The sequence below is a fragment of the Bacillus rugosus genome, from assembly GCF_023238245.1.
Lineage (GTDB): Bacteria > Bacillota > Bacilli > Bacillales > Bacillaceae > Bacillus > Bacillus rugosus.
The window spans coordinates 2320620-2344593 of the sequence record NZ_CP096590.1 but is presented as its reverse complement, the minus strand read 5'-3'; the positions used below and the strand labels follow the sequence as shown (position 1 = coordinate 2344593).

Genomic DNA, 23974 nt, shown 5'->3' with positions numbered 1-23974 from the left:
TGTTTAATTGTCAACGACTTGAAAGTAGAAAAAACAAGGTGTCTCGGGATACTTCGGTTATTCGTTGACATTTTGACAACGATTATATATCATTATACCGTCTTAGTCTTTAGGCTGATAGATTGATAAATTTTTAATGTGAAAGGAGAACAAATCGTGGATGAAAAAAAGAAAAATCAGCTAGGAGCGCTGCTAAAAGAGCATTTGCAAAAAAATTCTTTATCTTTAAGAGAATTGAGCGAACGCACACAAATTGATAAAGCGACTATTTCGAGAATCATCAATGGCAAAAGAAAGGCCAACCTGAACCATTTACAAAGGTTTTCAGACAGTCTTGGCGTTTCTTTTGATGAGCTGATGACAGCTGCCGGCTATACAATGGAGAAGAAGCAGGACAACGGCCGTCCGGATATTCACTCATCAATGGACGAAATTGAAGACGTTTTGCAAACCTCAAATGTCTATGACCGGTCTTTTACAATGGAAGAGTTGAGTAGCAAATTGACTGAGTATCAGCAATATTCTCAGACAGAGGAAGGGAAGCGTACGATTCAGGACGAGTTTGAAGATAAAGTCGAGAAAGTCAGCGGCATCGGTCCTTTCCTGACCCGTCTGAACGACATGTATTTCCGATTTACCTCTGGTCGCGGGACGCCGCGTGAATTGCTGCTGATAGGCGGTGCTTTGTTGTATTTCATTGCTCCTGTTGATGTTATACCGGATTATATTTTTCCGATTGGCTATATCGATGACGCCGCAGCGATTCAACTTGTCTTCACCCAATTGTCACCTAAATCATAATGGAGCATGTTAAAGATGAAACAAAAACAAACCAACATTGACATCAGTCTTCTGCTCATTTTATTTAGTCTGTTTTGCATCAGTTTACTGGCTGTTTACAGCGGATCGGGGCAGTATGAAACACAGGACCCTTTTTATTTTGCTAAACGGCAGGTCATTTGGTATCTTGTCGGATTTGGCATCATGGCCGGGACAGCTTATATCGATTACGAGCTGCTCGAACGATTGGCGCTCAGGTTATTTGTAGGAGCTGTTTTTCTCCTCATTCTCGTTCATTTTTTTGGAACTTATAAAAATGGTTCACAAAGGTGGATAAGCTTGGGGGTGTTAGAAATCCAGCCTACAGAATTTATGAAGATTATTTTGATTCTTCTGTTGGCTTCGGTCCTTAATCAATATCAGCATAAAAGGTTTTCTTTCACAGAGAGCATCATTCCGACGGGTAAAATCATGGTGTACACACTGATTCCGTTTTTCTTCATATTGATTCAGCCTGATTTAGGCTCTGCATTGGTGATATTGTCGATTGCATTCACGTTAATGCTGGTCTCGGGGATTTCGGGCAGAATGATCATGTCCCTGTCACTTGGATTCATAGCATTAATCGCCTTTTTGACGTTTTTGCACAATTATTACTTTGAGATATTTTCTAAGATCATTAAACCCCATCAGCTTGACAGGATATACGGCTGGCTCAGCCCTCATCAACATGCGTCTACATATGGTTACCAGCTGACACAGTCGTTATTGGCGATAGGATCAGGTCAGCTGACAGGAAGCGGCTTTACTCATGGAGTCCAAGTTCAAGGAGGGAAAATTCCGGAGGCTCATACCGATTTTATATTCGCCGTGATTGGTGAAGAGTTCGGTTTTTTTGGTGCCGTAACATTAATCTGTCTGTATTTTCTGATGATCTACAGAATTATTAGGATTGCGATGCGGTCCAACAGTCTGTTCGGTGTTTATATATCTGCGGGGGTTGCAGGCTTAATTATATTTCAAGTGTTTCAAAATATCGGGATGACGATCGGTTTAATGCCGGTGACAGGGCTCGCTCTTCCGTTTATCAGCTATGGCGGCAGCGCGCTATTGACCAATATGATTGCTTTAGGTCTCGTTTTCAGTGTGAATATCAGATCTAAGCATTATATGTTTGGCAGGGGGTGGGATTGAAGTGCTTAAGGTGATTCTTTCCCATCTAAAGAAGCTGGATTATGTCTTGATCGCATTGGTTCTGATTTTATCCTCGCTTGGTTTGCTGATGGTTTACAGCGCCGGCTACCCCCTCGGATATATAAAGTATGGTAATGGCAGCTATTTTTTTATGAAGCAGCTGCAATGGCTGCTCATTGGTTTGACCTTTTTTTCGGCTGCCGTCTTTTTCCCTTACAAAGCTTACGGCAAACTCATCCGGTTTTTAGTAAAGCTTTCTTTTTTGATGCTGCTTCTCGTTTTGCTGCCGGGGATTGGGGTGGAGAAAAACAATTCCCAAAGGTGGATTCATTTCGGTTCGCTCATCATTCAGCCGTCTGAGGCTGTGAAGCTTGTGATGATTATTTATTTTGCTTACGTGTATGCAAAAAAGCAGAGATATATCGCCAATTTTGGAAAGGGCGTCATGCCCCCGCTGCTCATCTTGGCGGCCGTGTTTTTTCTAATTTTAAAGCAGCCGGACTTGGGCACCGCCGTTTCGATCCTGTTAAGCTGCGGAGCTGTTCTGTTGTGCGCCGGCATCAGAAAACGGCACTTATTGCTTCTCGGGACAATGGCCGGGGCCGGCATCGCATATTTTGCTATGACGGCGCCGTACCGGTTAAGAAGGCTGACATCGTTCAGGAATCCTTTTCAGGATGAAAACGGAGACGGCTACCAGTTAATCAATTCCTACCTCGCCATCGATTCGGGCGGGTTCTGGGGAAATGGATTGGGAAACAGTGTTCAAAAGCTGGGATTTCTTCCTGAAGCCCATACGGACTTTATTATGGCGGTTATTACCGAGGAACTCGGCGGGGTCGGGCTGTTGATGATCATCGGGGCCTACCTGTTAATGATGTTCAGAGGTGTTCGGATCGCTGTGCAAATCAATGATCCTTTTGGAAAGCTGCTGGCGATCGGCCTTACCTTCCAGATCATGATTCAATCGTTATTTAACCTGGGCGCTGTTTTAGGTCTTCTCCCCATTACCGGAATTCCTCTTCCGTTTGTCAGCTATGGTGGTTCTTCGTTAATGTTCATGCTGATTTCAGCCGGGATATTGGTCAATCTCTCATCACACGTTAAGAAGAGTAAAATAAGAGAGGCCTATCTTTTATAGAAAGGCCTCTCTTATGGTTGAAAAAAAACTAGGGCAGGGCTTAAGGTTTCGAGGTTTCTATTTTCTCTAAAAACTCCTGCACCGTTTTTCGGTATGTGTCCCGGTTTTTCGTATATGACATGGCATGTTCGCCGTTATCTGCAATATACAGCGCCTTCGGTCCGGGTTTCTTTTCATAAAGCCGCTCGGTAGAAGAAACGGGAATATAATCATCATCTTTACTGTGAATAAAGAGGACCGGTTTTTCGATTTTATCAATGACAGCAAGCGGAGATACGTCGCGTGCCCGATAGCCGCCCCTTAGCTTCAAAAAGAAGTCGGCGATGGGGAGCAGCGGCCAAGCCGGGAGCCTGTACTCCGCTTTCAGCCGATGGGCAAGCTGTTCATCAAAACGTGCGAATGGGCAATCAGCGATATAAAAATCAGCACCATCATCACAATGTTCACCAGCGTAAAGCAGGGCAGTCGCAGCTCCCATTGATTCACCGTGAATACCGATTAATCCGCGATGGCCTGTTTTGTTCTTGACCCAGCTGACAACCTCACTGAGATCATCCTTTTCATAAAACCCGTAGCTAGTCGTCTTTCCGCCGCTTTGTCCGTGCCGGCGATGGTCATAAACAATCACATTCCAGCCAAGATCAAGAAATAACTGCATATATTTAAGAGAATTCAGCACATTCATCGTCACCCCGTGGCAGATGATGATGGTGTTAGGTGTGTCATGCTGTGCGACATGGTATCCTTTTATATCATACCCGTAACCCGATGGTATAACAAAAGCGGTTTTCTCCATTCGTTCAAATGATTCAAACACATCATGTCCGTCGACTGTCTCTCTTTTGATAATATCTTCATCTGTTTTTTTCCTGATAAACAGAATGATATTTGAAAAAACAATTCCGATTGCGATTACAGCGGTTAAGACAGCGCCAATGGCCAAAAGGATTTTCTTCAAAAGTCACAGCACCTTTCAACTAAATACAGGAAATTTATACTTGAAATCATTATACCTAAACAGTGCTGTGTTGATCAAAAAAGTTTTCAGAAGAGAGTCCGCTTGTTCAGTCTGTATGCTCCGTGATAAACTGGCCTCAAAACAAATCACGGGGGAAGCGTACATGAAAAAACAAAAATCCGCTGACAAACACCAGTTAAAAGACGACCTTCAATCTGACATCAAAGCAAAGCTTATGGAGATGAAGAGCCAATTGAAGGAAGAGGATGAAAAGAGGCAGGAAAGAGAAAAAGCAGAACAGATCAGAAAGAAAAAAGAGATCGAAAAAAACAAAAGCTTTGAAGAACTCCTTAATGAAAACCAAATGGATTGGCATCAATATAAATAAACCAGCACCCGTACAGTGCTGGTTTTTCTGTTATGAGCGGTGCGCTTCGTAAACGTCTTGTTTCGTATGAGATTGGAGCGCTTTGATTTCCTCTTCGCTTAAACGCCGTGCGTTTGCAGCCTGAACGTTTTCCCGTAACTGCTCAATCTTACTGGCGCCTGTAATCACTGAGGCGACAGCCGGCTGTGCTAACAGATACTGCAGAGACTTTTCTGTCATGGAAAGATCGGGCGCGACATTCTCCATCGCTCTGCGGGCATTTGTCAATTCCTCAAACGAATAGGATAAGTACCCGTTTTGTTTGATGCTGTCCGCCACTTGTTCAAGCGGTTTTTCAGTTAACAGCCCTTTTGCAACCGGACCCCTGGTGACTACGCTGATTTGATGTTCCTCTAAAAGCGGAAGCCATTCCTCGGGGCGTCTGTCAAACAGGCTGAATTGCATCATAATACTGACGATGTTGGATTTTTTCACATATTCTTTTATCACATTCGGACGAATGGAAGAAATGCCGTAGTAACGGATCACACCTTCTTGTTTTAACTCCTCAAACGCTTCAATGGTTTCATCAATGTTGTCCTCTATCGTGCCGCCGTGAAGCTGATAAAGATCAATATAATCCGTTTTCAGCCGCGCAAGGCTCTTTTTTACGGCTTCTTTTATATAAGCTTTTGAAGGATCCCAATACCAGCCTTCGCTTTCTTCATTCCAGCGGTTTCCCGCTTTCGTTGCCAAAATAATATCCTGGCGTCTGTTTTGGATCGCATCACCGACGATTTCTTCGTTGCGTCCGCGGTCATACAAATCCGCTGTGTCCAAATAATTGATGCCCAGCTCGATCGCTTCATCCAGAATGGACAAGGCTTTGTTTTTTTCAGTTCCAAGAGACATACAGCCGAGTCCGACTTCGCTTATTTCTAAATCAGAAGTACCCAGTTTGCGCTTTCTCATGTGCACACTCCTTTTTTAGGCTTTGTATTGACCGTAATATAAAGGAGCTGAAGTTTCAACTTTTACGGCTTAGAGACCCAATCTTTCACATATTGGAATGTGCGTCCGTACTCCTTTAACTTTGCCCGAATCTCCCATGCTTTTCCGACTAAGACAACACCTTTGGGCATGCGGTGCACTTTCACGAAGAAGCCCCCTTTTTTCTAGTATGATAAAATGTATGGGGCATCATATAGAGACAGAACGGGAGATGAAGAAATGAAATCATTAGAAGAAAAAACAATTGCCAAAGAACAGATCTTTTCAGGGAAAGTCATTGATCTTTATGTAGAGGACGTTGAGCTGCCAAACGGAAAAACGAGTAAACGCGAAATTGTGAAACACCCTGGAGCTGTAGCCATATTAGCTGTCACAGATGAAGGGAAAATCATCATGGTGAAACAATTCCGCAAGCCTCTTGAGCGGACGATCGTTGAAATCCCGGCAGGAAAGCTTGAGAAAGGGGAGGAGCCTGAGTACACGGCACTTCGGGAGCTTGAAGAGGAAACGGGGTATACAGCGAAAAAACTGACAAAAATCACTGCGTTTTATACATCGCCCGGCTTTGCTGATGAAATTGTTCACGTGTTTCTTGCTGAAGAGCTTTCTGTACTCGAAGAAAAACGGGAGCTTGATGAGGACGAGTTTGTTGAAGTGATGGAGGTGACGCTTGTAGATGCGCTAAAGCTGGTTGAATCGCATGAAGTATATGATGCTAAAACAGCATATGCGATTCAGTATCTTCAGCTGAAAGAAGCGCTCCAAGCACAAAAATGAAAAAGATTTACGCGGATTTGCACATTCATATCGGCCGGACCTTTACAGGAAGGGCTGTCAAAATAACAGGCGCCAAAACGCTGACGCTGGACCGAATTTTGGTTGAAGCCAGTGAACATAAAGGAATTGAACTTCTTGGCATTATTGATTGTCATTCTCCGGAAGTTATCCTGGAGCTTGAGGAAGGCATTTCATCTGGAAGATATCACGAGCTTGCCGGCGGGGGGATTCGTTATCGCAGCACGACTCTTTTATTTGGAAGCGAGCTGGAGATTTATGATGAAGCCTGCAGCGGACCGATCCATGTGCTCGTCTTTATGCCGACGCTGGCTGATATGAAGCAGTTTTCAAACTGGCTGTCAGCGCGGTTGAAAAATATTCACTTAAGCTCACAGCGGATTTATGAAACGGGCTTGAATCTGCAAAAAAAAGTGAAGGAAATGGGCGGGCTGTTTATCCCCGCCCATATCTTTACACCGCATAAAAGCTTATATGGAAAAGGGGTTAAATTAAGCTTAACCGAGGTTTTTGATCCCTCTATGATAGATGCGGTGGAGCTTGGGTTAAGTTGTGATACAGACATGGCTTCTCACGTATCTGAATTGAATCAGTATACTTTTTTAACAAATTCTGATGCGCATTCGTTAGGAAAAATCGGCAGAGAATATAATGAACTATATGTACAGTCAGTTGATTTTACTGAATTTGCACTTGCATTAAGGGGACAGGGTGATAGGAAAATTACCGCAAATTACGGCTTGGACCCTCTATTGGGAAAATATTATCAGACGGCTTGCGAGGCGTGCGGAGAACCTGCTGTGAGCGGGGAAACGGCGTGCGCGAATTGCGGAAATGCCAGGTTTACCAAGGGAGTCAGTGAAAGATTGCGTGAATTGAGTGATCAGACTGAAGTTCGCGTCCCGCGTCCGCGATATATTCATCAGATTCCGCTGCAATTTGTTCCGGGTGTCGGTCCGAAAACACTGGACAAACTAAAAAAAGCCTTCGGAACAGAAATGGCTGTTCTTCATGAGGCTGCAGAAGAGGATTTGGCTCGAGTTGTCCCGCCGAAAACCGCGGCTCTTATTGTAAAAGCTAGATCCGGAAAGCTGGAATTGAAAGCCGGAGGAGGAGGAACCTACGGGAAAATTAAACGGTGAGTTAAAGATTAACTCAGTTCCTCCTGTACTTTTCTTTTTGTCCGGATAAAAGTGATCAGCTGGATGATTTCGTCTTCACTTAGCGGCTTGCTATCAACAGAAATGGTAAAGTCAAGGCTGCTCCACGTGGTCAATTCAATGGTCTGAGGAGCAGTCTGCTTTTGTTTCTCGCGGCCCAAAAGTTCATCGCAGGTTGTGTCAAAGAGGTCAGCCAGCATGGCAAGTGCCTCAAGCGAAGGCCGGCGGTAGCCTGACTCGTAGCCGGCATATGTGCTTTTTGCGATACCCAGAAGGTCAGCTGTATATTGAAGTGACCAATTTTTCTTTTTTCTCAACTCAGTTAAACGATCTAGATTCATGAACTTCCGCTCCTTTTTCACGTTGAGCTGATTATATCATATAGGTATTAGGAAGTGTACGCGAATTGAATAATAATGTCTTGCGTATTTTATTTTCCGTGTCTATAATTGCATTAAAAGTATGCGAAAAGCGAATGCCTTCTCGCAACCCATCTTTAGATATAGTGAAGAGGTGCATGGTATGAAAAAATTATTGATGTTGACAACTGGGGGAACGATTGCTTCAGTTGAAGGGGAAAACGGGCTGGCTCCCGGGGTCAAGGCTGATGAATTATTAAGTTACGTATCAAAACTTGATAACGATTACACGATGGAAACTCAGTCGCTTATGAATATAGACAGCACCAATATGCAGCCTGAATACTGGGTTGAAATAGCAGAAGCCGTTAAGGAGAATTATGATGCCTATGATGGATTTGTTATTACACACGGTACAGATACAATGGCCTATACATCTGCCGCACTATCATATATGCTGCAGCATGCCAAAAAGCCGATTGTCATCACTGGTTCGCAGATCCCGATCACGTTCCAAAAAACCGACGCCAAAAAAAATATTACAGACGCGATTCGCTTTGCCTGTGAAGGCGTGGGCGGCGTTTATGTTGTGTTTGACGGCAGAGTTATCCAAGGAACGCGAGCGATCAAATTAAGAACGAAAAGCTACGACGCATTTGAAAGCATCAATTATCCATATATCGCTTTTATCAATGAAGACGGGATCGAATACAACAAACAAGTAACGGAACCTGAGAACGACACCTTCACAGTTGATACTTCACTATGCACTGATGTATGTCTTCTGAAGCTGCATCCAGGCTTAAAGCCAGAAATGTTTGATGCCCTGAAAAGCATGTACAGAGGAGTTGTCATTGAGAGTTATGGCAGCGGGGGCGTGCCGTTTGAAGGCAGAGACATTTTGTCAAAAGTGAATGAGCTAATCGAAAGCGGCATTGTCGTCGTGATCACAACTCAATGTCTGGAAGAAGGCGAAGACATGAGCATTTACGAGGTCGGCCGCAGAGTAAACCAAGACTTAATTATCCGATCAAGAAATATGAACACAGAAGCAATCGTGCCAAAATTGATGTGGGCACTCGGCCAGTCTTCGGATCTTCCAGTCGTCAAGCGTATTATGGAAACTCCGATTGCCGATGACGTTGTCCTGTAAAATCACAGAAACGATGATCAACAAAGAGAAAGTAGGTTAAAGAAATGTTAAACGGCCAAAAAGAATACCGCGTGGAAAAAGACTTCCTTGGAGAAAAACAAATTGAAGCTAATGTTTATTACGGAATCCAGACGCTCCGTGCTTCTGAAAACTTCCCGATTACGGGATACAAGATCCATGAAGAAATGATTAACGCGCTTGCGATTGTTAAAAAAGCTGCAGCTCTTGCCAACATGGACGTGAAACGGCTGTATGAAGGAATTGGCCAAGCTATCGTACAAGCTGCTGACGAGATTCTGGAAGGCAAATGGCACGATCAGTTTATCGTCGATCCGATTCAGGGCGGTGCCGGAACTTCTATGAACATGAATGCGAATGAGGTTATCGGAAACCGGGCGCTTGAAATCATGGGACATAAAAAGGGAGACTACATCCATTTAAGCCCAAACACACATGTGAATATGTCACAGTCTACAAACGATGTGTTCCCGACCGCTATTCATATTTCCACATTGAAGCTGTTGGAAAAACTGCTGAAAACAATGGAAGATATGCATAGTGTGTTCAAACAAAAAGCACAGGAGTTTGATTCTGTTATTAAAATGGGCCGGACACACCTGCAAGACGCTGTTCCGATTCGTTTAGGCCAGGAATTCGAAGCGTACAGCCGCGTCCTGGAGCGTGATATCAAACGGATCAAGCAATCACGCCAGCACCTGTATGAAGTCAACATGGGCGCAACAGCTGTCGGTACGGGCCTGAACGCAGATCCTGAATATATCAAACAGGTTGTGAAGCACCTTGCTGATATCAGCGGTCTTCCCCTTGTCGGTGCTGATCATCTCGTTGATGCGACACAAAATACAGATGCCTATACAGAGGTATCGGCTTCATTAAAAGTCTGCATGATGAACATGTCGAAGATCGCAAACGACCTTCGCTTAATGGCATCAGGCCCGCGCGCCGGACTTGCAGAAATTTCTCTGCCGGCACGTCAGCCGGGGTCATCCATTATGCCGGGAAAAGTCAATCCGGTTATGGCTGAGCTAATCAACCAAATTGCATTCCAGGTTATTGGAAACGACAATACAATCTGCCTTGCTTCAGAAGCCGGCCAGCTTGAATTGAACGTCATGGAGCCAGTGCTTGTCTTTAACTTGCTTCAATCCATCAGCATCATGAACAATGGCTTCCGTTCGTTCACTGACTATTGCTTAAAAGGCATCGAAGCCAACGAACAACGCTTGAAACAATACGTGGAAAAAAGTGCGGGAGTGATCACTGCAGTCAATCCGCACCTTGGGTATGAAGCGGCAGCCCGAATTGCCCGGGAAGCAATTATGACAGGCCAATCAGTCCGTGATCTATGCCTGCAGCATGATGTGCTGACAGAAGAAGAGTTGGATATCATTTTAAACCCATATGAGATGACAAAACCAGGTATTGCAGGGAAAGAACTATTAGAAAAATAAAATTTAAACAAAACACAGCTTATTCATCTCCGTATAGTCGGATGAATAAGCTGTTTACAACATAGGGATGAGGAAGTATAGTATACGTGTTGCACTATTTATTGAAAGCGTTTTAGCTTTTTACATGAAGGGGGACTTCTTTTGAAGGATGTAAGACTGCCAACACTATTCGAAATTATTATTGTACTAGGATCATTTTTAGCACTTGTCATGTCGTTTACAGTCTTTTTAGACTTGCCGATACAGCTCGCGCTCTTCATTTCCTGGTTTATCGCAATGATTCTCGGAATCAGACTCGGTTATTCTTATAAAGATATGCAAAATGCCATCCTGAATGGAATATCAAACGGTCTTGAAGCCGTTCTGATTCTTGTTTCAGTAGGAGCACTTATTGGAACTTGGATCGCCGGGGGGATTGTACCGACTCTGATTTACTATGGTTTAGAATTTATTCACCCTAGCATCTTTTTACTTGCAACGCTAATTATTTGTTCAATTATGTCTGTAGCAACAGGAACGTCATGGGGAACAGTCGGAACTGCCGGCATTGCCATGATCGCAATTGGAGAGGGATTAGGCCTTCCGCTTCCTCTTGTAGCGGGAGCTATTCTTTCAGGCGCTTATTTCGGGGACAAGCTGTCTCCTCTGTCTGACAGCACAGTTCTTGCTTCTTCACTATCTAAAGTGGATGTGTTAGATCACGTCAGAGCAATGCTCTTTTTATCTGTGCCAGCATATGTGATTACCGCAATTTTATTTACAATTACCGGTTTTATGTACGGCGGGAAAAATATTGATCTTGATAAAGTTGAATTCTTGAAATCATCTTTGCAAAATACGTTTGACATTCATATTTGGATGCTGATCCCGGCTGTTGTCGTGATTATCTTATTGGCGCTGAAAAAGCCGTCAATGCCGGTTATCGTAATTGGCGCATTGCTTGGCGCTGTCTGGGCTGTTGTTTTCCAAGGCATGAATCCAGCGGATGCTGTTGCAACTGCCTACAACGGATTCTCTATTAAAACAGATGTGGAATTCTTGAACGGCCTGTTAAATCGCGGAGGCATCGTCGGAATGCTCGGTTCCCTTGTCGTCATTATCTTTGGTCTCGGATTTGGAGGCCTGCTTGAAAAGCTTGGCGTCTTAAAAGTGATTGTCTCTATGTTTGAAAAGAAATTAACATCACCGGGCAACGTCACTTTATCTACGCTGATTGTAGCGTTTTTAGCGAACATCTTCGGCTGTGCGATGTATGTATCTCTTATTTTGACTCCGAAGATTATGGAAAACAGCTATGATCGATTGAATCTCGATAGAAGAGTGCTATCCCGTAACTCAGAGGTCGGAGGTACATTAACTTCAGGTATGGTGCCTTGGTCTGATAACGGTATTTACATGGCGGGAATACTAGGAGTTTCTACCTTCTCTTATTTGCCGTTTATGTGGCTGAGTTTTGTTGCAATAGGTCTTGCCGTTATCTATGGTTATACAGGAAAATTTATATGGTATACGAAAAACAATACAGTTAAAGAAGAAAAACTAGGCTAATAGGGGAGGATCACTGAATGATAGCGAAACACATGATTCGGACACTGATGATTGAAACGCCTTCGGTTCCCGGAAATCTTGGAAGGGTGGCTACGGCAATCGGCCTCCTGGGCGGGGATATTGGTGAAGTGGAGACGGTAAAAGTAGGACCCAATTACACAATGCGGAATATTACCGTTCAAGTGGAGAATGAAGAACAGCTTCAGGAAGTGATCGCGGCTGTACAGGCCTTGGGAGAAGGGATTAGGCTTCACACCGTATCTGATGAGGTCCTGTCCGCACATGAAGGCGGAAAAATCCAAATGAAAAGCAAAATGCCGATCCGCTCGCTGGCAGAGCTCGGACGTGTCTATACACCAGGTGTAGCAGACGTGTGCAGGCTGATCGAAAAAGAGCCTGAAAAAGCGTCTATTTATACAACGATCAGCAATTCTGTCGCGATAGTAACGGATGGAACGGCAATCCTCGGTCTTGGGAATATTGGCTCTGTGGCAGGCATGCCTGTCATGGAAGGAAAGGCTGCTCTGTTTGATCAGTTGGCGGGTATTAGCGGCATTCCGATATTGCTTGATACGAGTGATCCTGAAGAAATCATCAAAACAGTAAAGCATATTTCTCCGGGTTTTAACGGCATCCTGCTTGAAGATATCGGCTCGCCGCATTGCTTCGAAATTGAGGACCGCCTAAAAGAAGAGCTGAACATACCTGTTATGCACGATGATCAGCACGGTACAGCTGTTGTGACGCTGGCAGCTGCCATCTCGGCATGCAGAAGCGCGGGGGTTGACCTGAAAGAAGCGAAAGTGGGGCAAATCGGCCTGGGCGCAGCAGGTGTTGCCATCTGCCGGATGTTTATGGCCTACGGCGTGAAAGCTGTGTACGGAACAGACAAATCAGAGGAAGCAATGAACCGTCTCGAACAATACGGCGGACAGGCAGTTGCCAGCATTGAGGAGCTCATGGAAACATGTGATATTGTCATTGCCACAACGGGCGTTCCGGGGTTAATTAAACCAGCATTTGTACGTTCTGGTCAGGTAATTTTGGCTTTATCGAATCCGAAGCCGGAAATTGAGCCGGAGGCCGCGCTGCAGGCTGGCGCCGCATATGCAGCGGACGGACGTTCTGTTAATAATGTGCTCGGTTTCCCGGGGATTTTCAGAGGGGCGCTTAATGCGAAAAGCAAAGAGATTAATCATAATATGCTTGTCGCAGCAGCAGAGGCCATCGCAGCCTGCACAAAACAAGGCGATGTGGTCCCGCAGCCGCTTGATTCAAAAGTCCATCAAGAGGTAGCAGCTGCGGTTGAGCACGCAGCACTTACAGCAGTAAAATAAATGAAGTAAAACAGCACCTGGCATAAACAGGTGCTGTTTTTTCTCGTATCATATAATGATCTGCTATAATTGCTGTGAAAATAAATAAGGGAGTGATCAGCATGGCAAAAAGCCGGGCGAAAAAGAAGCGGGATCATCTGCTTAGAAATGGCGGGCGTGACGTCTTATTATCAAGAGGCATTATATCGTCGTTCAGCACACATGAAAGAATGACAAAAAGCAAAAAAGAAATTTTTAATAAACGGAAGCATAAGAATCCTTATGATCATACGGCAGTTGATGATAAGGATTTTTTTGTGTCCAAAAAAGCCGCCTAGCATTCTTCTCTATCGTTTCTTTTTTGAAAAAGGGCATGTTTTTCCGTTTCTTTCATACAATCTATTAAATCAAATCACTAGAGCGGGCGGGAGGAAACGGTATGCGAAAAATCTCTTATAAGGACATGTTTCTCCGACATGTCAAAGATCATCTCTCTCTTTATATATTTGTCTCAGTGCTGTTTTTCATGGGTGTCATCTTTGGCGCGATTATTGTCAACAGCATGACCATCAGTCAGAAAGAAGATTTATACTATTATTTAAGCCAATTTTTCGGACAGCTTTCGGATGGAAAACAGGCAAGTTCATCTGATATGTTTGGGCAAAGTATCTTTCATAATGCAAAGTATTTAGGGTTGATGTGGATATTGGGAATTTCCGTCATTGGGATGCCGATTATTTTTATCATGATCTTTCTGAAAGGCATCGTCGTCGGCTTTACTGTCGGGTTTCTTGTCAATCAGATGGGAGTCAGCGGTTTTTTCTTATCATTTGTCTCCGTATTGCCGCAAAATGTTCTGCTGATTCCGGCTTATCTGATTATGGGCACATGTGCGATTGCGTTTTCTTTAAAGTTAATCAGGCAGCTGTTCGTGAAACGCAGCCTTCATGACGCGCCGATCCAGTGGTTCGGGCGGTATGCCTTTGTGCTTCTGGTCATTCTGATGTTAGCACTGATCTCATCCCTCTTTGAAGCATATTTATCTCCTGTCTTAATGGAACAGCTTACTTCGAGACTTTTTTAAAATAATTATTAAAAGAAAATCGTTTTATTTATCAGTTTATAATAATTATAGTTGGAACTCTGCGCGTATTTTGTTATAATGAGTCATGGAATGCGGCGTAGGAGGGAAAGACATGGAAAACCGTATTGATCGAATTAAGAAACAACTGCACTCATCCAGCTACAAACTTACGCCTCAGCGTGAAGCGACAGTAAGAGTGCTGCTTGAAAACGAAGAAGACCATTTAAGCGCAGAAGATGTATACCTCCTCGTAAAAGAGAAATCTCCTGAAATCGGTCTCGCAACAGTATACCGTACGCTTGAATTATTAACTGAATTAAAAGTTGTTGATAAAATTAACTTTGGAGACGGCGTATCCCGTTACGACCTTCGGAAAGAGGGCGCAGCTCACTTTCATCACCACTTGGTGTGCATGGAGTGCGGAGCCGTTGATGAAATTGAAGAAGATTTGCTTGAAGACGTGGAAGAAATCATTGAACGTGATTGGAAATTTAAGATTAAAGATCATAGATTGACGTTTCACGGCATTTGCCACCGCTGTAACGGAAAAGAAACTGAATAGACGGTGCCGAGCGCGAACCTTTTCTCATGGGGAAAGGGTTTTTTGCTGTTTCTATGTATAAAACCTTTCTGATTTGGCATATGGTTTAAATAACTGGAACCATAGGGAAAGGATCGATTAGGACATGGGAAGATTCCTAAAAACAGCTCTAGATGCATTGAAAGTTTTCATCCTGTTTACCGGTTTTACCGCTCTGTTCTATTATGCTATGATATGGGTGAATCAAGAGTATGAAAACTATCATCGGTACGATAAACCGGAAGGCTCCGCTGTAAAAGTTGTTGAAATGGATCAGGATGAAAAAGGCGGATGGTTCGACCGGTTGATCTTTTTTTACCAAAACGGGGAGTAGATCATGAGTGAAAGATCAAATAAAGGATTTCATCCACTATGTCATGGTAGAGAGAGGGCTTTCCCAAAACACGGTGGTATCCTATGAACGTGACCTGAAAAGCTATTCTCTCTATTTAACAGAAACCCTTCAAGTTACAGATTGGAATCACGTAACCCGCATACATATTATCCAATATTTAAAGCACTTGAAGGACTCGGGGAAATCCGGCAAGACATCGGCGCGGCATTTGGCATCCATTCGCTCTTTTCACCAATTTCTGCTCAGGGAAAAGGTGACAGACAAGGATCCTTCCGTTCATATCGAAACACAAAAGACCGAACGGGCGCTTCCGAAGGTGCTTGCGCTCAATGAGGTCGAGCGATTATTGGACACGCCTAAGCTGACGAGCCCTTTTGGCTACCGGGATAAAGCGATGCTGGAGCTGCTTTACGCGACAGGCATACGAGTCAGTGAGATGATTGAATTGAAAACGGCAGATGTTCATTTATCCATGGGTTTTGTCCGCTGCTTCGGAAAAGGAAGAAAAGAACGGATTGTGCCAATCGGTGAAGCCGCCGCTTCCGCCATTGAGGAATATATGACAAAAGCCAGGGGAAAACTGTTAAAGAACAATGTGTCTGACGCTCTCTTTTTAAATCATCACGGCAAACAAATCAGCCGGCAGGGATTTTGGAAAAACCTGAAGAAAATCGCGCTGGAAGCTGGGATTAAAAAAGAGCTGACCCCGCATACGCTCAGGCATTCCTTTGCGACCCACCTGCTTGAGAACGGGGCTGATCTTAGAGCGGTACAGGAAATGCTCGGCCACGCGGATATATCCACGACGCAAATTTATACGCATGTGACAAAAACAAGGCTGAAGGATGTGTACAAGCAGTTTCATCCGCGCGCCTAGCCGCAGGTGGCTGCGGCTTTTTTGTTTAGAGTGCCAGAAAATATCGAAGTTTCTCATTATTTCCGAATGCATTGTCAATGGGAATGTAAACGGTTTATACTTGAGTTGTCTGACCTCTAAGCGATACAATAGACGTATAGAAAAAAAGGAGGCTTTCAAGATGCCTGCATACAAATATAATCGTGTGTTTTTAATTGTAATGGACTCAGTCGGAATCGGTGAAGCGCCGGATGCTGCTGACTTTAATGACGAAGGCGCCAATACGCTTGGGCATATTGCCGAACATATGGATGGATTACATATGCCGAATATGGCAAAACTGGGCCTTGGTCTCATCGGAGATATCAAAGGTGTAGAAAAAACAGAACATCCGCTTGCGTATTATGGAAAAATGCAAGAAGCGTCAAACGGCAAAGATACCATGACCGGCCATTGGGAGATCATGGGCTTGTATATTGATAAACCGTTTAAAGTGTTCCCGGAAGGCTTTCCTGATGAACTGCTTCAGGAGCTGGAAAAGAGATCTGGACGCAAAATTATCGGCAACAAGCCGGCTTCCGGCACAGCGATTTTGGATGAACTTGGCCAGGAGCACATGGAGACAGGGGCTTTAATTGTATACACATCTGCTGACTCGGTTCTGCAAATTGCCGCGCACGAAGAGGTTGTGCCGCTTGAAGAGCTGTACCGCATTTGTGAAACAGCGAGAGAGCTGACGCTTGATCCGAAGTATATGGTAGGCCGCATTATCGCACGCCCGTTCGTCGGAGAGCCGGGACAATTCAAACGGACACCAAACCGTCATGACTATGCACTTAAGCCGTTTGACCGCACTGTCATGAATGAATTGAAAGACAGCGGTTTAGATGTGATTTCAATTGGGAAAATCTCTGATATTTATGACGGAGAAGGCATTACTTCTTCACGGAGAACGGTTTCCAATATGGACGGAGTGGACAAGGTGATCGATACGCTGGGAGAAGACTTTACTGGTCTGAGCTTTGCGAACCTTGTTGATTTTGACGCTTTATTCGGACATCGCCGTGACCCGGAAGGCTACGGACGCGCGCTTGAAGAATTTGATGCACGTCTTCCAGAAGTGTTTGAGAAAATGAAAGAAGACGATCTGTTAATCATTACAGCCGACCACGGCAATGATCCGATTCATCATGGAACCGACCATACACGCGAATACGTGCCGATTCTCGCTTACAGCAAAAAACATAAGAAAGCGCAAATGCTGCCGCTTGCAGATACATTTGCTGATATCGGCGCAACGATCGCTGATAATTTCCAAACGAATAAACCGAAATACGGAAAAAGCTTTTTATCTTTATTACAATAGGGGGACTATTTCTTGAAAGACAGAATTGAACGCGCAGCCGCTTTTATTAAGCAAAACCTGCCGGAATCTCCGAAGATCGGCCTTATTTTAGGCTCAGGTCTTGGTATTTTGGCGGATGAAATCGAAAATCCGGTCAAGCTGAAATATGAAGACATACCTGAATTCCCGGTATCTACTGTTGAGGGACATGCCGGCCAGCTTGTGCTTGGCACCCTTGAAGGAGTTTCCGTCATAGCTATGCAGGGCCGTTTTCATTTTTATGAAGGCTATTCAATGGAGAAAGTCACTTTCCCTGTACGCGTGATGAAAGCGCTCGGCGTGGAAACATTGATCGTGACAAATGCCGCTGGCGGTGTCAACACTGAATTCCGTGCGGGAGACTTAATGATCATTACTGACCATATCAACTTTATGGGAACAAACCCGCTGATCGGGCCAAATGAAGCTGATTTCGGCGCTAGATTTCCTGATATGTCTTCAGCCTATGACAAAGATCTATCCAGCCTGGCTGAAAAGATTGCGAAAGACCTTAACATTCCAATTCAAAAAGGTGTGTATACCGCTGTGACAGGACCATCTTACGAAACACCGGCAGAAGTCCGTTTTTTAAGAACAATGGGCTCTGATGCAGTCGGCATGTCTACTGTTCCGGAAGTCATTGTGGCAAATCATGCAGGAATGCGTGTCCTTGGCATTTCCTGCATCTCCAACGCGGCAGCCGGAATTCTGGATCAGCCTTTAAGTCACGATGAAGTAATGGAAGTGACGGAAAAAGTAAAAGCAGGATTCTTGCAGCTTGTTAAAGCGGTCGTCGCTCAATACGAATAAAAAATGAATGATAGCAAGATCAAAAGACAGCTGTGTCTGATATGACGCAGCTGTCTTTTTTTATGCCTAAAAAAGATACGAAACATTTTCCATCAATGGTGTATAAAACCATCCGGCTTGGAAAAAATAAAAAGGATTATGAAATGGAGGGCTTTTAAGATGAAACGTCTTTTATCCACTTTGTTGATTGGTATAATGCTGCTTACATTTGCACCGTCTGCATTTGCAAAACAAGACGGAAAAGGCACATCGGAGCTTGCTCATGAAGCGAAGTCTGCGGTGCTGATAGAACGTGACACGGGAAAAGTGCTTTACAACAAGAACAGTAATGAGAGACTGGCACCTGCAAGTATGACAAAAATTATGACGATGCTTTTAATTATGGAAGCTTTAGATGAAGGCAAAATCAAAATGAGTGATAAGGTCCGTACGAGCGAGCACGCTGCTTCTATGGGCGGCTCACAGATTTTCCTTGAACCCGGTGAGGAAATGACTGTCAAAGAAATGCTGAAAGGCATCGCGATCGCATCGGGAAATGACGCTTCCGTAGCGATGGCTGAATTCATTTCCGGCTCTGAAGAAGAGTTTGTTAGGAAAATGAATAAAAAAGCAAAAGAGCTTGGCTTGAAAAATACATCTTTCAAAAACCCGACCGGATTGACCGAGGAAGGGCATTACAGCTCTGCTTATGACATGGCAATCATGGCTAAGGAATTATTGAAATACGAATCAATAACGAAGTTTACCGGCACGTATGAAGACTATCTGCGCGAAAATACAGATAAAAAGTTTTGGCTTGTGAATACGAATCGGCTGATCAAGTTTTATCCTGGCGTAGACGGCGTAAAAACAGGCTATACAGGTGAAGCGAAATATTGTCTGACAGCTTCGGCTAAAAAAGGAAACATGCGGGCCATTGCGGTTGTGTTCGGAGCGAGCACACCTAAAGATAGAAACGCGCAAGTGACAAAGATGCTTGATTTCGCTTTTAGTCAATATGAAACACATCCTTTATATAAAAGAAATGAAATAGTAGCAAAAGTAAAGGTCAAAAAAGGCAAACAAAAATTTATCGAACTCACTACTTCTGAGCCGATTTCAATATTGACGAAAAAAGGCGAGGATATGAAAAATGTGAAAAAAGAAATCAAATTGAATGACAATGTGAGTGCTCCTGTTCAAAAAGGCCAAGAGCTTGGGACACTCGTTCTGAAAAAGGATGGAGAAGTACTCGCTGAAAGTCCTGTTGCTGCTAAAGAAGATATGAAGAAAGCCGGGTTCATAACATTCTTGAAGCGAACGATGGGAGACTGGACAAAATTTAAGTAATTATGCCGAATGACCACTAGTTTTGTCACGGTGAAGGAATTCATTCCGTCGAAATCGAAACACTCATTATCCGATCATATCAAGGAGGAATGAGCATGAGCCTTGGAATTGACATGCATGTCAAAGAATCTGTGCTTTGTATTCGATTAACAGGCGAACTCGATCACCATACGGCTGAAACCCTGAAACAAAAAGTGACTCAATCATTGGAGAAGGATGATATTCGCCATATCGTGCTGAACCTGGAGGACCTTTCCTTTATGGACAGCTCGGGGCTTGGCGTCATTTTAGGAAGATACAAGCAAATTAAGCAAATTGGCGGGGAAATGGTCGTTTGCGCTATCTCTCCTGCGGTGAAGCGGCTGTTTGATATGTCGGGTCTGTTTAAAATTATCCGATTTGAACAATCTGAGCAGCAGGCGCTGCTGACGCTGGGGGTGGCATCATGAAAAATGAAATGCATATTGAATTTTCTGCCCTCAGCCAGAATGAATCGTTCGCCCGTGTCACAGTTGCTTCGTTTATTGCCCAGCTTGACCCGACAATGGACGAACTGACCGAAATCAAAACAGTCGTGTCAGAGGCTGTAACGAATGCTATTATCCATGGGTATGAAGAGAACTGTGACGGAAAAGTTTACATTTCAGTGACGCTGGAAGATCATGTCGTATATATGACCATTCGTGATGAAGGCAGGGGCATTACAGATCTTGAAGAAGCCCGCCAGCCTTTATTCACGACTAAGCCTGAGCTTGAGCGCTCCGGAATGGGCTTTACCATTATGGAAAATTTCATGGATGATGTCAGTATCGATTCATCACCTGAGATGGGCACAACGATTCGCTTAACAAAGCACTTATCAAAAAGCAAAGCGCTTTGTAATTAAGGAGATTTGTTATGGATGTGGAGGTTAAGAAAAACGGCAAAAACGCTCAGCTGAAGGATCATGAAGTAAAGGAATTAATCAAACAAAGCCAAAATGGCGACCAGCAGGCAAGAGACCTCCTCATAGAAAAAAACATGCGTCTTGTTTGGTCTGTCGTACAGCGGTTTTTAAACAGAGGTTACGAGCCTGACGATCTCTTCCAGATCGGCTGCATCGGGCTGTTAAAATCTGTTGACAAATTTGATTTAACCTATGATGTGCGTTTTTCAACGTATGCAGTGCCAATGATTATCGGTGAAATCCAGCGTTTTATCCGTGATGACGGAACCGTAAAGGTGTCAAGGTCATTAAAAGAGCTCGGAAACAAAATCCGGCGCGCGAAGGATGAGCTTTCAAAAACACTGGGCAGAGTGCCGACGGTGCAGGAGATCGCCGACCATTTGGAAATTGAAGCAGAAGATGTCGTACTTGCTCAAGAGGCGGTAAGGGCTCCGTCTTCGATTCACGAAACCGTTTATGAGAATGACGGAGATCCGATTACTCTGCTTGATCAAATCGCTGACAACTCAGAAGAAAAATGGTTTGACAAGATTGCGCTGAAAGAAGCGATCAGCGATTTGGAGGAAAGGGAAAAACTAATCGTCTATCTCAGATATTATAAAGATCAGACACAGTCCGAAGTGGCTGAGCGGCTTGGGATCTCTCAAGTTCAAGTTTCAAGGCTTGAAAAGAAAATATTAAAACAGATCAAGGTTCAAATGGATCATACGGATAGCTAGTCTGCGATGCAGGCTAGCTTTTTTGTGTGCAAAAGCGTGGTAATTTATGGTCTTTTCGAGCGGATGAATGAGAACAAAATCGAACCACATACTACATATATAACCACCGAAAGATGGTGATCAATGATGGAACGACGTATATTTATCCGACTTCGCCACAGGGTGCTGGCCCATCCGGGAGATATTATCACGGTTGGAGATGCCGCGCAAATTGAAGGACAGCTTCAGCTGAAAAAGAAACTGTCGGCTATGCCGCTTTATCAGGTGAGCGAAAAAGATAAAAATATCGTAATCCTGGATATCATACAAGTCCTCAGAGCCATTCATTTACAAGATCCGACTCTTGATGTTCAAACGGTAGGCGGAGCAGAAACCATTGTTGAAATTCAGTATCGGAAACGGCAATTATCAACGGTTCTGTTTATCGGTGTCTGGCTGCTTCTGTTTATCGGATCGTGTCTAGCCATTATGAACTTTCATGAGGATGTAAGCATGAGAGATGTTCATATTGCACTATATGAAATCATAACCGGAGAGAGGAATGACTATCCATATTTGCTTCAAATCCCATACAGCATCGGTTTGGGACTGGGGATGATCGTGTTTTTTAACCACATATTTAAAAAGCGCCTTAATGAAGAGCCCAGCCCGCTGGAGGTTGAGATGTTTAACTATCAGCTTGATCTCGATCAATATGTGGCCATGCATGAGAATCAAGAAACAATAAAGGACCTGCATGATCGTTAGTGTATTGTTCATTATTTTTGTCGGGCTCGGCGGAGGCATCACGGTGGGGGCTGGCTTCGTTGCTTTTTTAACCGTAATGGGAATCATTCCGCGGCTGATGCAGCTCACCAAAACAATGAGATTTGTTCAGGCTTATGAAGCGGCTGTTATTCTTGGCGCTGTTTGCGGGGGATGGGAGACGCTTCATATGAACCATCTTTTTTTAACAAAATGGATTGCCGTGCCGGTCGGGCTGCTGGCAGGTGTGTTTGTCGGGATGCTTGCAGCTGCCCTTACAGAGGTTTTAAATGTATTGCCGATTTTAGCAAAGCGAATCGGGCTCAGAAGTAAAATCATTATTCTGTTAATGGCCATCGTGATTGGGAAAATCGCGGGATCTTTATTTCACTGGCTGTATTTTATTGATCATTCATAAGGAGGTTTCCAAGATGACAAACATAAAAGAAAACTACAAATCAAAAGTGAAAACATATCAGCCTAAGCCGCCTTACGTCTGGAACTGTGTAAAAGCCTTTCTGGTAGGCGGTCTGATCTGTGCGATCGGGCAAGGTCTGCAGAATTTTTATATCCATTTTTTTGATTTTAATGAAAAAACAGCAGGGAATCCAACGGCAGCAACACTGATATTGATTTCAGCCCTGTTGACCGGGTTCGGCATCTATGACAGAATCGGACAGTTTGCAGGCGCCGGTTCAGCTGTGCCGGTCACAGGTTTTGCCAACAGTATGGCAAGTGCGGCTCTTGAATATAAAAGCGAAGGGTTTGTTCTTGGAGTAGCGACAAATATGTTTAAACTGGCGGGAAATGTCATTGTTTTTGGAGTTGTGGCTGCTTACATCGTTGGAATGATTCGGTTTGCTTTTGAGAAACTGATGTCATAGGAGGAGAAGAAAATGAAATTAACAGGAAAGCAAACCTGGGTATTTGAACATCCCTTATTTGTCAACTCGGCGGGAACGGCAGCCGGACCAAAGGAAAAAGACGGGCCGCTCGGCTCTTTATATGATAAAACCTATGATGAGATGCACTGTAATCAAAAAAGCTGGGAAATGGCTGAACGCCAGCTGATGGAAGATGCTATTACTTCAGCGCTTCAAAAAAATAATCTGACAAAAGATGATATTGATCTATTGCTGGCAGGCGACTTGCTGAATCAAAACGTGACGGCCAACTATGTAGCAAGACACTTGAACATTCCGTTTCTATGTATGTTTGGCGCCTGTTCAACATCAATGGAAACAGTGGCTGTCGCATCTGCCTTAGTTGACGGCGGGTTTGCCAAGAGGGCGATCGCTGCCACCAGCAGTCATAATGCTACAGCGGAAAGACAGTTTCGTTATCCGACGGAATACGGAGGCCAAAAACCGGACACTGCCACCTCTACTGTCACAGGAAGCGGAGCAGTTGTGATCAGTCAGACACCGGGTGATATCCAAATCACAAGCGCGACTGTCGGGAAGGTTTCTGACTTAGGAATTACAGATCCGTTTGATATGGGATCGGCTATGGCTCCGGCTGCAGCTGATACGATTAAGCAGCATTTTAAAGATCTCAACAGAACGGCGGATGATTATGATCTCATTCTGACAGGTGACCTGTCCGGCGTTGGATCTCCCATCGTAAAAGACATCTTAAAAGAAGATGGCTATCCGGTCGGCACAAAGCATGATGATTGCGGGCTTCTGATTTACACTCCGGATCAGCAGGTCTTTGCCGGAGGGAGCGGCTGCGCTTGTTCAGCGGTTGTCACCTACTCTCACATTTTTAAGCAGCTGAGAGAAGGAAAATTAAACCGTGTATTTGTCGTGGCGACCGGGGCGCTGTTAAGCCCGACGATGATTCAGCAAAAAGAAACCATACCGACCATCGCCCACGGGGTTGTATTTGAGCGTGCAGGAGGTGCATCTTAA

At 44.2% G+C, this 23974-nt stretch carries 29 protein-coding genes; 25 read left to right on the top strand and 4 right to left on the bottom strand.

Annotated elements, in window-relative coordinates; all coding sequences use genetic code 11:
* The first annotated feature begins 156 nt into the window (after positions 1 to 156).
* The 3 genes from M0696_RS11710 to ftsW are packed head-to-tail and all read left to right on the top strand — an operon-like array spanning position 157 to position 3115.
* Positions 157 to 801, top strand: a complete 645-nt coding sequence (locus M0696_RS11710; protein ID WP_166851145.1) for a helix-turn-helix domain-containing protein — start codon at positions 157 to 159, stop codon at positions 799 to 801.
* A gap of 15 nt (positions 802 to 816) precedes the next feature.
* Positions 817 to 1974: a rod shape-determining protein RodA gene (gene rodA, locus M0696_RS11705; protein ID WP_166851148.1), complete on the top strand. Its 1158-nt coding sequence runs from the start codon at positions 817 to 819 to the stop codon at positions 1972 to 1974.
* A complete protein-coding gene (gene ftsW / locus M0696_RS11700) occupies positions 1970 to 3115 on the top strand; it encodes a putative lipid II flippase FtsW (protein WP_166854637.1) in 1146 nt (381 codons plus the stop codon). The genes rodA and ftsW overlap by 5 nt, the downstream gene beginning before the upstream one ends.
* Positions 3116 to 3155: 40 nt before the next feature.
* On the opposite strand, the gene M0696_RS11695 is transcribed toward ftsW, so the two are convergent.
* Positions 3156 to 4073 (bottom strand): alpha/beta hydrolase, encoded by a 918-nt coding sequence (locus M0696_RS11695; protein ID WP_222143107.1) that lies wholly within the window; start codon positions 4071 to 4073, stop codon positions 3156 to 3158.
* Positions 4074 to 4236: 163 nt separating this feature from the next.
* On the opposite strand from M0696_RS11695, the gene M0696_RS11690 reads away from it, so the two are divergent.
* A complete protein-coding gene (locus M0696_RS11690) occupies positions 4237 to 4461 on the top strand; it encodes a YqkE family protein (protein ID WP_166851153.1) in 225 nt (74 codons plus the stop codon).
* Positions 4462 to 4491: 30 nt separating this feature from the next.
* Here M0696_RS11690 and M0696_RS11685 read toward each other — a convergent pair whose 3' ends face one another.
* Both M0696_RS11685 and mciZ read right to left on the bottom strand, forming a co-directional pair.
* Positions 4492 to 5412 (bottom strand): aldo/keto reductase, encoded by a 921-nt coding sequence (locus M0696_RS11685; protein WP_166851155.1) that lies wholly within the window; start codon positions 5410 to 5412, stop codon positions 4492 to 4494.
* A 62-nt stretch (positions 5413 to 5474) separates the two neighbouring features.
* The gene (mciZ, locus tag M0696_RS11680; protein WP_014114281.1) at positions 5475 to 5597 is read right to left on the bottom strand and encodes a Z-ring formation inhibitor MciZ; all 123 of its coding nucleotides are present in this window, start codon (positions 5595 to 5597) and stop codon (positions 5475 to 5477) included.
* 73 nt (positions 5598 to 5670) lie between these two features.
* Here mciZ and nudF point away from each other — a divergent pair, with 73 nt between their 5' ends.
* The gene (gene nudF, locus M0696_RS11675) at positions 5671 to 6228 is read left to right on the top strand and encodes an ADP-ribose pyrophosphatase (protein ID WP_222143106.1); all 558 of its coding nucleotides are present in this window, start codon (positions 5671 to 5673) and stop codon (positions 6226 to 6228) included.
* The gene (locus tag M0696_RS11670; RefSeq protein ID WP_248601975.1) at positions 6225 to 7388 is read left to right on the top strand and encodes a TIGR00375 family protein; all 1164 of its coding nucleotides are present in this window, start codon (positions 6225 to 6227) and stop codon (positions 7386 to 7388) included. Before nudF ends, M0696_RS11670 begins: the two co-directional genes overlap by 4 nt.
* Positions 7389 to 7396: 8 nt before the next feature.
* Here M0696_RS11670 and ansR read toward each other — a convergent pair whose 3' ends face one another.
* The gene (gene ansR, locus M0696_RS11665; protein WP_166851162.1) at positions 7397 to 7747 is read right to left on the bottom strand and encodes an HTH-type transcriptional regulator AnsR; all 351 of its coding nucleotides are present in this window, start codon (positions 7745 to 7747) and stop codon (positions 7397 to 7399) included.
* 181 nt (positions 7748 to 7928) lie between these two features.
* Between ansR and ansA the strand changes: the two genes are divergently transcribed.
* From ansA to spoVAD, 19 genes are all read left to right on the top strand, one after another.
* Positions 7929 to 8918 carry an asparaginase gene (ansA, locus tag M0696_RS11660; RefSeq protein WP_166851164.1) on the top strand — a complete coding sequence of 330 codons (990 nt, stop codon included), beginning with the start codon at positions 7929 to 7931 and terminating at the stop codon, positions 8916 to 8918.
* A gap of 44 nt (positions 8919 to 8962) precedes the next feature.
* A complete protein-coding gene (gene aspA, locus M0696_RS11655) occupies positions 8963 to 10390 on the top strand; it encodes an aspartate ammonia-lyase (RefSeq protein ID WP_166851166.1) in 1428 nt (475 codons plus the stop codon).
* Positions 10391 to 10531: 141 nt separating this feature from the next.
* On the top strand, positions 10532 to 11938 hold the full coding sequence (gene nhaC, locus M0696_RS11650) for a Na+/H+ antiporter NhaC (protein ID WP_248601974.1): 1407 nt from the start codon (positions 10532 to 10534) through the stop codon (positions 11936 to 11938).
* 17 nt (positions 11939 to 11955) lie between these two features.
* Positions 11956 to 13275 (top strand): malic enzyme-like NAD(P)-binding protein, encoded by a 1320-nt coding sequence (locus M0696_RS11645; RefSeq protein ID WP_248601973.1) that lies wholly within the window; start codon positions 11956 to 11958, stop codon positions 13273 to 13275.
* A 101-nt stretch (positions 13276 to 13376) separates the two neighbouring features.
* Positions 13377 to 13592 (top strand): hypothetical protein, encoded by a 216-nt coding sequence (locus tag M0696_RS11640; RefSeq protein ID WP_222143103.1) that lies wholly within the window; start codon positions 13377 to 13379, stop codon positions 13590 to 13592.
* A 101-nt stretch (positions 13593 to 13693) separates the two neighbouring features.
* Complete coding sequence (spoIIM, locus tag M0696_RS11635; protein WP_222143102.1) at positions 13694 to 14338, top strand: stage II sporulation protein M; 645 nt, start codon at positions 13694 to 13696, stop codon at positions 14336 to 14338.
* Between the two features lie 112 nt (positions 14339 to 14450).
* Positions 14451 to 14900 (top strand): ferric iron uptake transcriptional regulator, encoded by a 450-nt coding sequence (gene fur / locus M0696_RS11630; RefSeq protein WP_003223972.1) that lies wholly within the window; start codon positions 14451 to 14453, stop codon positions 14898 to 14900.
* Between the two features lie 124 nt (positions 14901 to 15024).
* Complete coding sequence (locus M0696_RS11625; protein WP_003223970.1) at positions 15025 to 15252, top strand: YqzK family protein; 228 nt, start codon at positions 15025 to 15027, stop codon at positions 15250 to 15252.
* Positions 15253 to 15259: 7 nt separating this feature from the next.
* Positions 15260 to 16150: a site-specific tyrosine recombinase XerD gene (xerD, locus tag M0696_RS11620; protein WP_222143101.1), complete on the top strand. Its 891-nt coding sequence runs from the start codon at positions 15260 to 15262 to the stop codon at positions 16148 to 16150.
* A 160-nt stretch (positions 16151 to 16310) separates the two neighbouring features.
* The gene (gene deoB / locus M0696_RS11615; RefSeq protein WP_222143100.1) at positions 16311 to 17495 is read left to right on the top strand and encodes a phosphopentomutase; all 1185 of its coding nucleotides are present in this window, start codon (positions 16311 to 16313) and stop codon (positions 17493 to 17495) included.
* 12 nt (positions 17496 to 17507) lie between these two features.
* Positions 17508 to 18323 (top strand): purine nucleoside phosphorylase I, inosine and guanosine-specific, encoded by an 816-nt coding sequence (locus M0696_RS11610; RefSeq protein WP_166851182.1) that lies wholly within the window; start codon positions 17508 to 17510, stop codon positions 18321 to 18323.
* 159 nt (positions 18324 to 18482) lie between these two features.
* Positions 18483 to 19652, top strand: a complete 1170-nt coding sequence (gene dacF, locus M0696_RS11605; RefSeq protein ID WP_166851184.1) for a D-alanyl-D-alanine carboxypeptidase DacF — start codon at positions 18483 to 18485, stop codon at positions 19650 to 19652.
* 95 nt (positions 19653 to 19747) lie between these two features.
* Positions 19748 to 20101 carry an anti-sigma F factor antagonist gene (spoIIAA, locus tag M0696_RS11600; RefSeq protein WP_003223957.1) on the top strand — a complete coding sequence of 118 codons (354 nt, stop codon included), beginning with the start codon at positions 19748 to 19750 and terminating at the stop codon, positions 20099 to 20101.
* A complete protein-coding gene (gene spoIIAB / locus M0696_RS11595) occupies positions 20098 to 20538 on the top strand; it encodes an anti-sigma F factor (RefSeq protein WP_166851186.1) in 441 nt (146 codons plus the stop codon). The genes spoIIAA and spoIIAB overlap by 4 nt, the downstream gene beginning before the upstream one ends.
* 11 nt (positions 20539 to 20549) lie before the next feature.
* Positions 20550 to 21317, top strand: coding sequence for an RNA polymerase sporulation sigma factor SigF (gene sigF, locus M0696_RS11590; RefSeq protein WP_003223952.1), 768 nt, complete (start codon positions 20550 to 20552; stop codon positions 21315 to 21317).
* A 126-nt stretch (positions 21318 to 21443) separates the two neighbouring features.
* Positions 21444 to 22064, top strand: a complete 621-nt coding sequence (gene spoVAA, locus M0696_RS11585) for a stage V sporulation protein SpoVAA (RefSeq protein WP_166854638.1) — start codon at positions 21444 to 21446, stop codon at positions 22062 to 22064.
* Positions 22054 to 22479 (top strand): stage V sporulation protein SpoVAB, encoded by a 426-nt coding sequence (gene spoVAB / locus M0696_RS11580; RefSeq protein ID WP_003223948.1) that lies wholly within the window; start codon positions 22054 to 22056, stop codon positions 22477 to 22479. The genes spoVAA and spoVAB overlap by 11 nt, the downstream gene beginning before the upstream one ends.
* Positions 22480 to 22492: 13 nt before the next feature.
* Positions 22493 to 22945: a stage V sporulation protein AC gene (gene spoVAC / locus M0696_RS11575; RefSeq protein WP_014114265.1), complete on the top strand. Its 453-nt coding sequence runs from the start codon at positions 22493 to 22495 to the stop codon at positions 22943 to 22945.
* Positions 22946 to 22957: 12 nt separating this feature from the next.
* Positions 22958 to 23974, top strand: a complete 1017-nt coding sequence (gene spoVAD, locus M0696_RS11570) for a stage V sporulation protein AD (RefSeq protein WP_166851189.1) — start codon at positions 22958 to 22960, stop codon at positions 23972 to 23974.

Bases quoted from the DNA above. Each gene is read 5' to 3' on its own strand.
- aspA (WP_166851166.1), top strand. From the start codon at position 8,963: ATGTTAAACGGCCAAAAAGAATACCGCGTGGAAAAAGACTTCCTTGGA.
- nudF (WP_222143106.1), top strand. From the start codon at position 5,671: ATGAAATCATTAGAAGAAAAAACAATTGCCAAAGAACAGATCTTTTCA.
- spoIIAA (WP_003223957.1), top strand. From the start codon at position 19,748: ATGAGCCTTGGAATTGACATGCATGTCAAAGAATCTGTGCTTTGTATT.
- spoVAD (WP_166851189.1), top strand. From the start codon at position 22,958: ATGAAATTAACAGGAAAGCAAACCTGGGTATTTGAACATCCCTTATTT.
- M0696_RS11640 (WP_222143103.1), top strand. From the start codon at position 13,377: ATGGCAAAAAGCCGGGCGAAAAAGAAGCGGGATCATCTGCTTAGAAAT.
- rodA (WP_166851148.1), top strand. From the start codon at position 817: ATGAAACAAAAACAAACCAACATTGACATCAGTCTTCTGCTCATTTTA.
- spoIIAB (WP_166851186.1), top strand. From the start codon at position 20,098: ATGAAAAATGAAATGCATATTGAATTTTCTGCCCTCAGCCAGAATGAA.
- ansR (WP_166851162.1), bottom strand. From the start codon at position 7,747: ATGAATCTAGATCGTTTAACTGAGTTGAGAAAAAAGAAAAATTGGTCA.
- sigF (WP_003223952.1), top strand. From the start codon at position 20,550: ATGGATGTGGAGGTTAAGAAAAACGGCAAAAACGCTCAGCTGAAGGAT.
- dacF (WP_166851184.1), top strand. From the start codon at position 18,483: ATGAAACGTCTTTTATCCACTTTGTTGATTGGTATAATGCTGCTTACA.
- M0696_RS11685 (WP_166851155.1), bottom strand. From the start codon at position 5,412: ATGAGAAAGCGCAAACTGGGTACTTCTGATTTAGAAATAAGCGAAGTC.
- spoVAC (WP_014114265.1), top strand. From the start codon at position 22,493: ATGACAAACATAAAAGAAAACTACAAATCAAAAGTGAAAACATATCAG.
- fur (WP_003223972.1), top strand. From the start codon at position 14,451: ATGGAAAACCGTATTGATCGAATTAAGAAACAACTGCACTCATCCAGC.
- M0696_RS11670 (WP_248601975.1), top strand. From the start codon at position 6,225: ATGAAAAAGATTTACGCGGATTTGCACATTCATATCGGCCGGACCTTT.
- spoIIM (WP_222143102.1), top strand. From the start codon at position 13,694: ATGCGAAAAATCTCTTATAAGGACATGTTTCTCCGACATGTCAAAGAT.
- deoB (WP_222143100.1), top strand. From the start codon at position 16,311: ATGCCTGCATACAAATATAATCGTGTGTTTTTAATTGTAATGGACTCA.
- ansA (WP_166851164.1), top strand. From the start codon at position 7,929: ATGAAAAAATTATTGATGTTGACAACTGGGGGAACGATTGCTTCAGTT.
- M0696_RS11645 (WP_248601973.1), top strand. From the start codon at position 11,956: ATGATAGCGAAACACATGATTCGGACACTGATGATTGAAACGCCTTCG.
- M0696_RS11690 (WP_166851153.1), top strand. From the start codon at position 4,237: ATGAAAAAACAAAAATCCGCTGACAAACACCAGTTAAAAGACGACCTT.
- spoVAA (WP_166854638.1), top strand. From the start codon at position 21,444: ATGGAACGACGTATATTTATCCGACTTCGCCACAGGGTGCTGGCCCAT.
- spoVAB (WP_003223948.1), top strand. From the start codon at position 22,054: ATGATCGTTAGTGTATTGTTCATTATTTTTGTCGGGCTCGGCGGAGGC.
- M0696_RS11625 (WP_003223970.1), top strand. From the start codon at position 15,025: ATGGGAAGATTCCTAAAAACAGCTCTAGATGCATTGAAAGTTTTCATC.